Below are 12,461 nucleotides of genomic sequence, written 5' to 3' on the forward strand. Positions count from 1 at the left end.
CCACTGGGGCTGCCTTCGTCAACGGGGGCGGCGCCCTGCCCACCATCAGCCTGACAGCCACCGACAACGGTACGCCAAGTGCTTCCAGCGTCCAGACGGTCACGCCTGTGACCACCTTCGTCAATGGTGCGCCAGTATTCACCCTGAGTGCAGGGGCTCCCGTGGTGGAGCACGATGCTGTTACTACAGCGGGCTTGGTGGTGGCCACCTACAGCGCACCCACCGATGAAGAGGGCGACACGGTCACGGTGGACTTCACCGCAGGCAGCAACGGCGATGGCTACTACGCACTGAACACGGCGACCCGGGAAGTGACGCTGACGGCCACTGGGGCAGCCTTCGTCAACGGGGGCGGCGCCCTGCCCACCATCAGCCTGACAGCCACCGACAACGGTACGCCAAGCGCTTCCAGCGTTCAGACGGCCACGCTGGTGACCACTCTGGTCAACGATGCGCCAGTGCTATCGGTGGCTGTGGGCGCGCCTGTGGTGGAAGATGCGGCGGCTACGGTAGATGGCCTGGTGGTGGCCACCTACAGCGCACCCACCGACGAAGAGGGCGACACGGTCACGGTGGGTTTCACCGCAGGCAGCAACGGCGATGGCTATTACGCACTGAACACGGCGACCCGGGAAGTGACGCTGACGGCCACTGGGGCTGCCTTCGTCAACGGGGGCGGCGCCCTGCCCACCATCAGCCTGACAGCCACCGACAACGGTACGCCAAGTGCTTCCAGCGTCCAGACAGTCACGCCTGTGACCACCTTCGCCAATGATGCCCCAGTGGTGGTGGCCTCTGTGGGATCAATTTCTTACACTGAAGGCAGTGCAGCTGTGGTGGTTGATGCAGCAATCACCGTTGCTGACACGGACAGTTCTACCCTGTCCAGTGCAACGGTAAGCATCTCGCATGGTTTGCAGGCCGGTGACACGCTGGTGTTTGTGAGCACGGCCACTATCACGGGCGCATACAACGCTGGTACCGGTGTACTAACGCTTACCGGCGTTGATACGGTGATCAACTACCAGGCCGCGTTGCGTTCCATCACTTTCCAGAGCACTCAAGAGAATCCGCAGACCAGCAAGACCATTTCGTGGATGGTCAACGATGGCACGACCAACAGCGAGGTGGTCGTCCGAGACGTCGCCGTCACCCCGGTCAACGATGCACCAGTGATCACGGCCGGAGGAACCATCACCTACACCGAGAACGCGGTTGCCACCGTTGTCAGTACTACTCTCACTTTGTCCGACGTAGAAGGCGACACGATTGCGAGTGCTACGGCCTCCATCTCGGCTAACTTTGTCAGTGGCCAGGATGTGCTGTCGTTCACTCCCTCCGGTTCGATCACTGGCAGTTTCGATGCAGGAACAGGGGTTTTGACCCTGTCGGGCACCGGGACGACAACTGAATACCAAACTGTCCTGCGGTCTGTCACCTACGTTAATAACAGCGATGATCCTTCGGGCGCAGCCCGCACCATCAGCTTTACTGCCACCGACAGCCTGGGTTTGACCAGCGGTATTGCGAGCGCAACAGTCAACGTGACACCAGTGAATGATGCACCGCTGAACGCAGTCACTACCAGCCAGGTCGTTCTGCATTCGTTCACCGGCACGCCGCTCACGGGCCTGTCTATCGCTGATGTCGATGCTGGCGATGCGACCAACCTGACGGCCACACTGGCGGCCTCCGATGCAGCGAGTATCACCATTGGCAGCCTCAGCGGCGGATCCACTGGTGGAGTTTCTGGGGGCGCAACTATTGCTGGTAATGGAACGGCGACGGTCACGCTCACGGGCAGCGTGGCCGAAATCAACGCCTCCCTTGGAGGTCAGAATGTTGTTTACAAGTCGGCGGACGGGTTCACCTCACCAACAACCCCGTTTACTGCGAGCACGGTGACCTTCACCACCAACGATGCAGGCAATACCGGCCAAGACCCAGGGACAACCAGCAACGGTACGAGCGAAGCCGACGTGGCCACCATTCAGGTCGCAGTATTGCCACAAGTCTGGTTCATCGACAACACCCCGCCGACCAGCCCCAGCGGCCCAATAGGTTCACAAACCAATCCGTTCACCTCGATCGAGGCCTTCAATGACGCCTCTGCACTTGCCGGTGGGCCAGGTGCCAACGACTACATCTATGTCCAGTCCGGGACTTACACCGGCTCGGGTATCAACCTGAAGGATGGGCAAATCTTGCTGGGAGCTGATCAGGCACTCTCGTTTACCAATCCATTCACTAACGCGGTCATTGCAGTGGAAGAGGGGGGGGGAGCGAGGCCCATCATCGCGGTGAACGTTGCCTCTGACCAAGCCATTGATCTTGCATCAGGCAATACGATTCGTGGCATCCACATTGTCACGGTGGCTGGAACATCAGGTCTGGATGATGGGACTGGTATCACAGGCGGCAACGTAGGAAACCTGACTGTGTCCGGTATGTCGATCACAGGCGCTGGTCAGGCCGTAGACATCGATCAAGACGGTGGGGTACTGAATGTTGTCCTGGAAACCGTGTCCTCCAGTGGTGGAACGCATGGTATTCAGTTGGTGGGCACATCATTCACTGGAACTTTCTCGGCTTCAGGAGGCATGCTATCAAACCATTCTGTCGCTGAACTCGATCTCAATGGCGGGGCCGGGGCGGTGGGTTATGCGGGATCGATCGGCAATGGGTCGGGATTGTCCGCCTTGATCTCCAATCGAACTGGCGGCACCGTGACGCTTTCTGGTGACATCACCGACACCAATGATGTGGGCGGTGGCATTTCCATCACGAGCAACTCCGGTGGAACGATTACCTTCTCGGGAGCCAACAATGTTCTGAACTCTGGTGTTGCCAATGCCCTCCAGATATCGGGTACGGCAGGTACCGTCAACTTCTCGGGAAACCTTGATATCAACACCACATCGGGGACTGGAATTTCAGTAGCTAGCAGCAGCGCTAACGTGAATTTCACTGGTTCACAGATCACGGTCAATGCCACGGGTGTTGGCGCTGGCATTGGCCTGACGGGAAATTCCGGCACTGTTGCTTTTAACAATACCGGCAATGGCCTGGACATCGTGACCGCAACCGGTACAGGGTTCAGTGCCAGCGGTGGTGGTACGGTCACTGTGCAAGGTAGCAGCAACACCATCAGTTCACCCAACGCCACTGCACTCAGTGTCAACGGCACAACCATCGGTTCCAGCGCCTTGCTCTTCCAGAGAGTTTCTTCGGGAAACAATGATGGCGGCGCAGATCCGGTGAACGGTATCGTACTCATCAACACCGGCAATTTGGGGGGGCTGACGATCACAGGAGCGGGCACAGCCGATTCAGGCGGAATCATTGCAAGCTCCACTGGATCGGCCATTGTTGCGACCAATACACAAGACCTGAACCTGGCCTGGATGAGCATCCTGAACCCCTCAAATCACGGAATCATCGCCACCGATCTGCGGGGAGTGAATTCGCTTTCTGACAGCAAGGTCAGTGGGTTCGGCGCTGGTCTGGGCAACACCACCAGCGAAAACGGCTTTGAAATCGTCAACAACAACGTGAACATGACCTCGCTGACGGTCACCAACACGACGTTCTCCAATGCCGGTGGCGCCAACGATGGCATCTTCATGGAGGCCCAGGGTACGTCGAACATGGCCTTGTCCGTGATCAACAGTAACTTCAGCCAGTTTTACGGCGATGCCATCCAGGTCAACGGAACTGCTGGTTCAAACGGTAGCGTCCGTCTCATCGTCAAGGACTCGGACTTCACCAGTGCGGTGTCATCGGGTAACGGGGGTATTTCGATGAACCCTTGGGGCAATATCAACTTCTTCGCTGATATCAACAACAATGTTTTCTCAGGAATATTGAACAACGTTACTACGATCGGTGCGATCGGAATGACAAACGGCATGACTGCGGACGCGGATGTCACGATCCGCAACAACGATCTGGACAATATTATTGGTGGCCGCGGGATCACAGTGACTGCGGATGGTGGGACAACCGATCTACTGATCGACCAGAACACCATAGATGGACTCGGCTCTGGTTCAAAGTCTGCTATCAATATCAGCTACACCAACAATACCGGAGCTGGCCTGGGTACGGTGGGAACCGGCAATGTCACTGTCAGCGGTAATAGCATTGGTCAGAATGGATCGCCTCTGTGGACTGGCGGCGATGGTAGTGCCAATGCAGTCCTCCTACAGGCCATGAATGGTGCGTCGATGACAGCGTTAATACAAAATAATGTGGTCGATGCCAACGCGACATTGGAGGTTGTCAGGGTGCGCGCAGCATCCACTGTGGGCAATCCGGGTGGCACCATCAATGCCACTGTAACGGGCAATAACATCCAGGATACCAGCGGCACCCACGTCGAGTTCGATGCTACTGCCGGTACCAGCACGCTCGCTGGAACTGTCAATCTCAGCGTTACTGGCAATACCTTGAACCCAAGTGGGGTGCTTCAAATCTCTGAGGGCGCAGCTGGGACGATCAATGTTGCGCAAGCAAATTCAGCCGCTGTTGGCACCGTTAACGGCGACGCCACGGTGACGGTGACTGGGTCACCTACTTTCGGGGTCTCTCCTCCCTCTCTGCCTGCGACGCCTTCACTGCCGCTGCTTGCGCGGCAAGGTGCCACAGGCGGGCAGAATGCCGATGTACTCGAACTTGCAACTCTCCAGACCATGGCAGAGGCTGCGATAGCGCGCTGGGTTGCTTTCGGTATTGGCGCGGCCCAATTGCAATTGCTGGAGTCGGTTTCCTTTGGCGTTGCGGATCTGAAGGGATCCATCTTGGGGCTGTCTACGACTGGCTTGGTGTTGATCGATAGCAATGCTGCGGGTTGGGGTTGGTTCGTTGATGAGACGCCAATGGCTGACGAGGAATTCCCCTGGACGGCTGAGATGGCAGGCAACATGGGTGCGCGAATGGATTTACTCACGGTGCTGATGCATGAGCTTGGCCATATCATCGGACTCGCCGACCACTATCCGGGCGATTGGGGGGGCGTGATGGATAGTTACCTGGACGTCGGCCAACGCCACATGTCCGAGGTGCAGCTGGTTGGCATTTCGCCAGAGGAGATCGGCGCGTAACGCTGGGCACAGTGTGACCAGCTTGGCTGCGGAAAATGAACTATGACGCCTGAAGTGCAGTGCGTTACTGAACCACGTGAAGCGTGTCGTTGCGAAACGAGAGGTATTGCGGCGGCGAGTTCAGTGCGATGCGATCAACTTTCTGACCGGTTTCGTCCAGCACTGCCACTTCATTGGCTGACACGTCTGCCACGAAGACCAAAGAACCATCGGTAGCTACATCCCAAGGCAGTACCCAGTCAGTGCCGAATTCGCCAGTCTTACGGCCATTCATATCGAAGTGGAGCACTTTGCGCAGGCCCGGGTCGGCGATGAGCAGGCCGCTAGTCACTACGGCAAGCCCACGTGGTGCGCTCAATACGCCATCGCCAATAATGCGCGTGATCCGGCCTGATGTATTGAAACCCACAATGCGGGCATTACGCGAATCAGAAACCAGAATCTCGTCGGTTGTGGTGATGATGCCGCCAGGATAATTGAGAACTTCTTCTCCCATGACACCGATCGATCTACCCAAGTCGTCAAAAATTTGTACGCGGTGGTTGCCAGCCTCGACCACGTAGGCCAACTCATTGAGAATCGCTACGTCAGCCGGATAATTGAACTGGCCCAAGCCTTGGCCTACTCCACCGATAGTTCTCTTGATGCCCTTGCTATCAGTGATAACCAAACTATGGGAAAGAGGTTGTGCCAGGAACTTGCTGCCCGACTTGCTGACCGCAATCGGAGCGCTCTGCAAGGTGACAGGGGGCAGATCAACACCACCGCCACATCCAGCCATCGGCAGTGCCAAGCCAACTCCGGCCAGCATGAAGGTGCGACGGTCAATTAAGTTCATGAACTGCTCTAAGATCAATTGCTAAAGAAAAAGGCCCTTGGGAAGACTTCATGTCCGATCAGTGCCGTTAATGTTAACTCGTAACCGAGCGTTTCACTATGATTGAATATCTAACCCGCCAAGACTTTGAAGAATTGTCGTCCGGCAGCCTCAGCCTCGAGCATGCTGGACAGCAGCTCGAATTGCGGGTAGTCGAAACGCGAGACCTGCCGTCTGTTTCTACCCGCCAGAGTTCGTTTTCGCTGGTGCTGGAAGGGCCTGTATCGCCGGTTTTGCCACAAGGGATTCACGGCCTGCTACATCCGCAGCATGGTCGCCTGGATTTATTCATGGTTCCCATCGGGCGCGATGCCAGTCACACGCGTTACGAACTCATTTTTAACTGACCCAGCAGTTGGTGGGCGTTGCATGAACAGATAAACGCCCCGGGTTTCGGCCTGGGAAAAACCGAGTCTTTGGTAAAGCCGCAGCGCTGGATTGAAAGGTTCCACATGCAATCCCACTGTCAGTTGGTGGCAATCAGCATGCTGCAATAGCGAACACATCAAGGCATTTCCCAAACCTTGATTGCGATGGTTTGGCATCAGTGAGATGTCCATGACGCGCAGTTCGTGTGGGGTTTGCTCCAAGTAGAGCCTGCCCATCGGGAGGCCTCGGCAGGTTAGAACCCACCACTGTGCCTGCGGGTAGTGTTGCAGGTAGTGGCTGTGCTGCTTGTTGAACTGGTCGGCAAGGAACGCCTCCTTCTGCTGCGCTGTCCATGGTACGGGGGCAAGTTCGTCTTCGCGCGTTTGGGCATACAGCAGACGAAGGAACGGCATGTCTGCCTCGCTGCGCTGTTTCAGTCCGTATGCAGTAGGCAGCCCTTCCAGCAGTTTCGCCAGGGTAGGTCCAACAATAACGGCCATGGAGCAGCTAATCAGTTAGGGCTGGGGAAGATGCCCTGTAATGCAATGCAAAATGACAGCGCCAAGAAAGGTTGCATGTTCAGGTGTGCTTGGCTGCCGCCTGTGTTGGAAACGCTCCCCGGTTCCAAGGCCACCAGGTTGGTCGGGCTGCGGTACATATCGATGGAAGCTTGTCCCATGATCACGTTGGCAGCAGGCATGTCAGTGGTAGCGTTGTTGTTGCTCGCAGACAGCGCATGGGTGTGCGTGGGAATTTCAGTAATTCTCAGTGTGTGGGCTTGTTCGCCGCCTCGTTCACCCAACGTATGCCCGGCACCGACATGAATGGGTGTGCGTCCGCGCAAGTCAGGCAGCGCGAAGTTCACCCGGCCATCACCGCCGAAGGTGGTGCCGAGCAACGAAAAAAGCCCCTGATTTTGATTGATCGGGAGCAGCTGCCCATTGCACAACGCCCACCCTTTGGGCGCAAATACGAAGCTCATGAGGCGGATTTCGGAGAGGAAGGGTTCGGCCATGGTTCGGATCCAGTGAGGTCAGGCCGCGCGTTTCAGGTGCGCGGCGGGAACACGCCCTGCAAAGCGATGCAGAAGTAAAACGTGAGATAGGGCTGCATGTTGTTGTGCGGAGTGGCTCCCCCAGCAGGTGCCAGTGCCTGGGGTGCAGCGACACCGGTGTTGGTGGGGGAGGTATAGATATTGTTCCCCGTGCCTACAGCGAGTGCATCGGGACTGAGCGAGTCGGCCGCTCTGATGCTGGTGTTCAGCGCATGTGAATGCGATGGAATCTCGGTTTCAAGCAGCGTAACGGTTTCCTCGCCGCCCGTCTCACCCAGATCGTGTAGCGACAGACCAGGCCCTTGTCCTGGATGCATGGGGGCACGGCCCTGTAAGTCGGGCAGGGCGAAATTGCTGCGACCATCGCCCCCGTAGGTGGTGCCCAGCAGTGAGAACAATGCGGTATTTTGCGAGAGGGGCAGCAGTTGCCCATCGCACCAAGCCCATCCCTTGGGAGCAAAATTGAAAGGGAAAACTCTGATCTCAGCAACAAAAGGGTCAGCCATGGTATCGGTCTCAGGTCGGGCTCGGGAATATACCGAACAGGGAAATGATGTAGTTGACGCACAGGTACGGTTGAAAATTCGTGTGCGGCTGACTACCTCCCGTTGGTGTGATGGCTGCTGGCGATAACTGCTGGGCCGTGAACTCGCTCGCGTAGGCCTCTGCCGCCGTGCGCCCCAGAATCTGCCCCGTCGCCGAGCGTGCATTTGCAGGGTCTTTCGATCCCAGCAGTGTGTGCGTGTGAGCCGGGATCTGATTGACGGTCAGCGTGATCTCTTCCGCGCCACCGGTTTCGGCCAAGATGAAACCGTTGCCTTGGTGAATCGGGATGCGACCGCGCATGTCTGGCAGGGCAAAGGTGGATTCACCGTCGCCGCCATAAGTGGTTCCGATGAGCTGAAAGAGTGTTTCATTCTCGGAAATCGGAAGAAGCTGACCTTCGCAGAACATCCACCCTGCCGGTGCAAAGTTGCCGGCGAACATGCGTATCTCGCCTACATAAGGTTGCGCCATAGCTTCTCCAGGCCATCTATAAGTTCTTTGATTTTAGCTGACTTGAATCCGCCGATGGGCAAATAGAAAATGGCGCGACAGGTACATCCTGTAGCGCCATTCTTTTGCGAACGGTTTCCAGAAACCGCTGATTTAGCCCTGTTTTTGCAGCATCTTGATCACGCTGGAGAAGTCCTCGCCGCCGTGCCCGGCGATGCTGTGCGCGGCGTAAATCGCGCGGGCCATGCCACCCAGCGGGGTGCTGGCTTTCACGGCGGTGGCGTTTTCTTGCGACAGGCCCAAGTCCTTGAGCATCAAATCGGTGCCAAAGCCGCCGGTGTAGCCTTTGCTGGCCGGGGCGTTTTCATGCACGCCAGGGAAGGGGTTGTACTTTTCCAGCGCCCAGTTGCCGCCCGAGCTGCGGCGCATGATCTCGCTCAGCACCTTGGGGTCGAGGCCGTTGGCCACGCCCAGGGCAATGGCCTCGCTCGTGCCCACCATCAAAATGCCCAGCAGCATGTTGTTGCAGATTTTGGCGGTCTGGCCTGCGCCCACGCTGCCTGCGTGGAAGATGTTGGCGCCCATTTTTTCGAGCAGCGGACGGGCACGTTCCAGTTGTCCAGCGCTGCCGCCCACCATGAAAGTGAGGGTGCCCGCAATGGCGCCACCGGTGCCGCCAGATACCGGTGCGTCGATGAAATCAATGCCTGCGGCTTGCGCGGCCTGGGCCACTTTTTGGCTGGTGGCGGCGGCTATTGTTGAGCTGTCGATGATCAACGCGCCTTTGGCAATGCTGGCCAGCAGGCCGCTTTGGCCACCTTGGCCCAGGAACAAGCCCTCCACGTGCTGGCTGGCGGGCAGCATGGTGACGATGGCTTCTGCGCCCTGCACCGCGTCCAGCGCACTGGCAGCGGCCTGGCCGCCTTCGGCCACCACTTTGGCCACGGCGTCCTGGCTCAGGTCAAAGGCTTTGACGCTGTGGCCTGCTTTGACGAGGTTGATGGCCATAGGGCCGCCCATGTTGCCGAGGCCGATGAATGCGATTTGCATGGTGAAAGTCTCCTGGTGGGGGGTAAAAACACTATCTTTTTAATAGCTGCTTGCGCTCACTGCACAAGGGCCAGAGGCCAAAATGGCCTGAAACTTTGCCCCGGCCCAACCCCTGGCCAGCGCGCACGGCGGCAGCGGGGCAGGGCAGGGGGCTTCGTAGCATGATTTTGAAGGGTAAAAAAGCCGCTAACGCCCGCAGAATAAGCGCTAGCAGCTATCAAAACCCTAGCGAATCGCGTCCGGCGCGTCGCCGTCCAGCATGCGCCGGGCGATGATGACGCGCATGATTTCGTTGGTGCCTTCCAGAATCTGGTGTACGCGCGCGTCGCGCAGCAGCCGCTCGAGCGGGTATTCGCGGATGTAGCCGTAGCCGCCGTGCAGCTGCAGCGCCTCGTTGCAGACCGTGAAGCCCGCATCGGTGGCAAAGCGCTTGGCCATGGCGCAGTAGGTGGAGGCGTCGGGCGCGCCGGCGTCGAGTTTGCTGGCGGCCAGGCGCACCATTTGCCGCGCGGCGACCAGTTCGGTGGCCATGTCGGCCAGCTTGAATTGCAGCGCCTGGAAGCTGGCAATCGGCTTGCCAAACTGCTTGCGGTCGTGCATGTACTGCTGCGCCTGCTTGAGCGCGCCCTGCGCCGCCCCCACCGAGCAGGTGGCGATGTTGATGCGCCCGCCGTCCAGGCCCTTCATGGCGATCTTGAAGCCCTCGCCCTCGCGGCCCAGCAGGTGGTTGGCGGGGATGCGCACGTTGTCAAAACTGATGGTGCGCGTGGGCTGGCTGTTCCAGCCCATTTTTTCTTCTTTTTTACCGTAGCTGATGCCGGGCGCATCGGCGGGCACGGCAAAGGCGCTGATGCCACCCGCGCCCGAGGCCGCGTCGCCCGTGCGCGCCATCAGCACCAGCACATCGGTGGCGCCCGCACCCGAGATAAAGGCCTTGGCACCGTTGATGACGTATTCGTTACCTACCAACTCGGCACGGGTTTTGAGCGAGGCCGCATCCGAGCCCGCACCGGGTTCGGTCAGGCAGTAGCTGGCGAGTTTTTGGCCGCTGGTCAGTGGTTCGCCCCATTGGGCACGCACTTCCGGCGTGGCCCAGGTGCCCAGCATCCAGGTGGCCATGTTGTGGATGGTGATGAAGGCGGTGGTGCTGGGATCGACGGCGGCCAGCTCCTCAAACACCAGCGTGGCGTCCAGGCGCGGCAGGGCCAGGCCACCGGCGTTTTCTGGGGCGTACAGGCCGCAAAAGCCCAGTTCGCCTGCTTTGGCAATGGCTTCACGGGGGAAGATGGCTTCGGCATCCCAGTGCGCAGCGTGGGGGGCCAGCTCGGCCTGGGCGAATTGGCGCGCGGTGTCGGCAAAGGCGCGCTGGTCTTCGGTCAGTTCAAAGTCCACGGGCGTGTCTCCTTGGAAGATGCTTTTATTTTTATAGCTGCTCGCGCTTACTGCGCGGGCCTGAGAGCCGGTTTTGGCTCTCAGGCCGGTGGGGTCGCCTTACTTCAGGCTGATGGTGGTGTTCACACCGTGGCTGGTGGTGCTGTCGTCAAACCAGCGCGCCGTGACGGTCTTGGTCTGCGTGTAGAACATCACCACTTGCTTGCCGTAGGGGCCCAGATCGCCCAGCTTGGAAGCGCGCGAGCCGGTGAACGAGAACAGTGGCACTGGCACCGGGATTGGCACGTTGATGCCAACCTGGCCCACGTCGATTTCTTCCTGGAAGGTGCGCGCTGCTGCGCCCGACTGCGTGAAGATGGCCGTGCCGTTGCCGTTGGGGTTGTCGTTGATGAACGCAATGGCTTCGTTCAGGTCTTTGGCGGCCACCAGGCTGAGCACGGGGCCAAAGATTTCCTGGTCGTAAATCGCCATGCCGGGCTTGACGTTGCTGAAGATGGTTGGGCCAACAAAGTTGCCCTTTTCAAAGCCGGGCACGTTGGGCTTGCGGCCATCGAGTTCCAGCGTGGCGCCATCGGCAATACCGCGTTCGATCAGACCCTCGATGCGCGACAGCGCGGCGCACGAGATGACGGGGCCGACATCGGTGCCTTTTTCGGTACCGGCGCTGACCTTGAGCGTCTTGGCCTTGGCCACCAGCTCAGGAATCCACTGCTGCGACTCGCCCACCAGCACGACCACCGGCAGCGCCATGCAACGCTGGCCTGCTGCGCCAAAAGCGGCACCGGCAATGGCGTTGAGCGTTTGCTCCTTGTTCGAGTCGGGCATCACGATGGCGTGGTTCTTGGCGCCCATCATGCACTGCGCGCGCTTGCCAGCCAGGGTGGCGCGGTTGTACACGTGCGTGCCCACCTTGGTGGAGCCGACGAAGGACACGGCCTTGATGTCTTTGTGGTCGCAGATGGCGTTCACGGCGTCTTCACCACCGTGGATCACGTTCAGCACGCCCGCAGGAATGCCCGCTTCCAGGGCCAGCTCGACCAGGCGCATGGTGACCATGGGGTCTTGCTCGGACGGCTTCAAGACGAAGGTGTTGCCCGTGGCAATGGCCATGGGGAACATCCACAGCGGAATCATGGCCGGGAAGTTGAACGGCGTGATGCCAGCGCACACGCCCAGCGGTTGCAGGATGGTGTAGGTATCGACGCCACCGGCCACGTTGTTGGCCAGCTCGCCCAGTTGCAGGTTGCCGATGCTGGCAGCGTGCTCCACCACTTCGAGGCCACGGAACACGTCGCCTTCGGCGTCGGGCAGGGTTTTGCCTTGCTCGGCGGTCAAGAGCGCGGCCAGTTCGCCCATGTTTTCACGGATGAGCTGTTGCAGCTTCAGGAAGATGCGGGCGCGCGTGCCGATGGGGGTTTTCTTCCAGGTCTTGAAGGCTTCCTTGGCCGATGCCACGGCGGCATCGATTTCAGCGGGCGTGGCAAACGGCACGCGGGCCAGCACCTCTTGCGTGGCGGGGTTGACCACATCGCGCCACTGGGTGGTGGTGGATTCAACAAATTGGCCGTTGATCAGCAGCTTGACGGTAGGGATGGATGCGCCCATGGCAGTGTGTCTCCTT

The 12,461-nt window shown here is 59.0% G+C and carries 10 protein-coding genes; 2 read left to right on the forward strand and 8 right to left on the reverse strand.

Translation table 11 applies throughout. The annotated features are described in order from the left end of the window. Window positions 1-107 precede the first annotated feature (107 nt). On the forward strand, window positions 108-5,102 hold the full coding sequence (locus EV674_RS17380) for a hypothetical protein (protein WP_165887082.1): 4,995 nt from the start codon (window positions 108-110) through the stop codon (window positions 5,100-5,102). Between the two features lie 64 nt (window positions 5,103-5,166). Here EV674_RS17380 and EV674_RS08550 read toward each other — a convergent pair whose 3' ends face one another. Next, entirely contained in the window at window positions 5,167-5,940 is a 774-nt protein-coding gene (locus EV674_RS08550; protein WP_132750397.1) for an NHL repeat-containing protein, read from the reverse strand. 98 nt (window positions 5,941-6,038) lie between these two features. Between EV674_RS08550 and EV674_RS18005 the strand changes: the two genes are divergently transcribed. After that, window positions 6,039-6,326 (forward strand): DUF6916 family protein, encoded by a 288-nt coding sequence (locus tag EV674_RS18005; protein ID WP_374761677.1) that lies wholly within the window; start codon window positions 6,039-6,041, stop codon window positions 6,324-6,326. Here the strand turns inward: EV674_RS18005 and EV674_RS08555 are convergent. The 7 genes from EV674_RS08555 to EV674_RS08585 form a co-directional block, all read right to left on the reverse strand. Beyond that, entirely contained in the window at window positions 6,264-6,848 is a 585-nt protein-coding gene (locus tag EV674_RS08555; RefSeq protein WP_119013150.1) for a GNAT family N-acetyltransferase, read from the reverse strand. The two genes, EV674_RS18005 and EV674_RS08555, sit on opposite strands and share 63 nt — an antisense overlap. Before the next feature lie 11 nt (window positions 6,849-6,859). Beyond that, window positions 6,860-7,363: a phage tail protein gene (locus tag EV674_RS08560; RefSeq protein WP_119013149.1), complete on the reverse strand. Its 504-nt coding sequence runs from the start codon at window positions 7,361-7,363 to the stop codon at window positions 6,860-6,862. Between the two features lie 32 nt (window positions 7,364-7,395). Then, window positions 7,396-7,908: a phage tail protein gene (locus EV674_RS08565; protein WP_119013148.1), complete on the reverse strand. Its 513-nt coding sequence runs from the start codon at window positions 7,906-7,908 to the stop codon at window positions 7,396-7,398. Window positions 7,909-7,918: 10 nt separating this feature from the next. Next, window positions 7,919-8,389 (reverse strand): phage tail protein, encoded by a 471-nt coding sequence (locus EV674_RS08570; RefSeq protein ID WP_206613242.1) that lies wholly within the window; start codon window positions 8,387-8,389, stop codon window positions 7,919-7,921. A 162-nt stretch (window positions 8,390-8,551) separates the two neighbouring features. Next, window positions 8,552-9,448, reverse strand: a complete 897-nt coding sequence (gene mmsB / locus EV674_RS08575; protein WP_119013146.1) for a 3-hydroxyisobutyrate dehydrogenase — start codon at window positions 9,446-9,448, stop codon at window positions 8,552-8,554. A 225-nt stretch (window positions 9,449-9,673) separates the two neighbouring features. Next, a complete protein-coding gene (locus EV674_RS08580) occupies window positions 9,674-10,840 on the reverse strand; it encodes an acyl-CoA dehydrogenase family protein (RefSeq protein ID WP_119013145.1) in 1,167 nt (388 codons plus the stop codon). Between the two features lie 99 nt (window positions 10,841-10,939). Continuing rightward, window positions 10,940-12,445 (reverse strand): CoA-acylating methylmalonate-semialdehyde dehydrogenase, encoded by a 1,506-nt coding sequence (locus EV674_RS08585; protein ID WP_119013144.1) that lies wholly within the window; start codon window positions 12,443-12,445, stop codon window positions 10,940-10,942. Window positions 12,446-12,461 lie beyond the last annotated feature (16 nt).

This window comes from Simplicispira metamorpha (genome assembly GCF_004341365.1).
Lineage (GTDB): Bacteria > Pseudomonadota > Gammaproteobacteria > Burkholderiales > Burkholderiaceae_C > Simplicispira > Simplicispira metamorpha.

Excerpts from the sequence above, each read along its gene's own strand:
- EV674_RS08565 (WP_119013148.1), bottom strand. The coding sequence starts at position 7,908 with ATGGCTGACCCTTTTGTTGCTGAGATCAGAGTTTTCCCTTTCAATTTT.
- mmsB (WP_119013146.1), bottom strand. The coding sequence starts at position 9,448 with ATGCAAATCGCATTCATCGGCCTCGGCAACATGGGCGGCCCTATGGCC.
- EV674_RS08550 (WP_132750397.1), bottom strand. The coding sequence starts at position 5,940 with ATGAACTTAATTGACCGTCGCACCTTCATGCTGGCCGGAGTTGGCTTG.
- EV674_RS08570 (WP_206613242.1), bottom strand. The coding sequence starts at position 8,389 with ATGTTCGCCGGCAACTTTGCACCGGCAGGGTGGATGTTCTGCGAAGGT.
- EV674_RS18005 (WP_374761677.1), top strand. The coding sequence starts at position 6,039 with ATGATTGAATATCTAACCCGCCAAGACTTTGAAGAATTGTCGTCCGGC.
- EV674_RS08560 (WP_119013149.1), bottom strand. The coding sequence starts at position 7,363 with ATGGCCGAACCCTTCCTCTCCGAAATCCGCCTCATGAGCTTCGTATTT.
- EV674_RS08555 (WP_119013150.1), bottom strand. The coding sequence starts at position 6,848 with ATGGCCGTTATTGTTGGACCTACCCTGGCGAAACTGCTGGAAGGGCTG.
- EV674_RS08585 (WP_119013144.1), bottom strand. The coding sequence starts at position 12,445 with ATGGGCGCATCCATCCCTACCGTCAAGCTGCTGATCAACGGCCAATTT.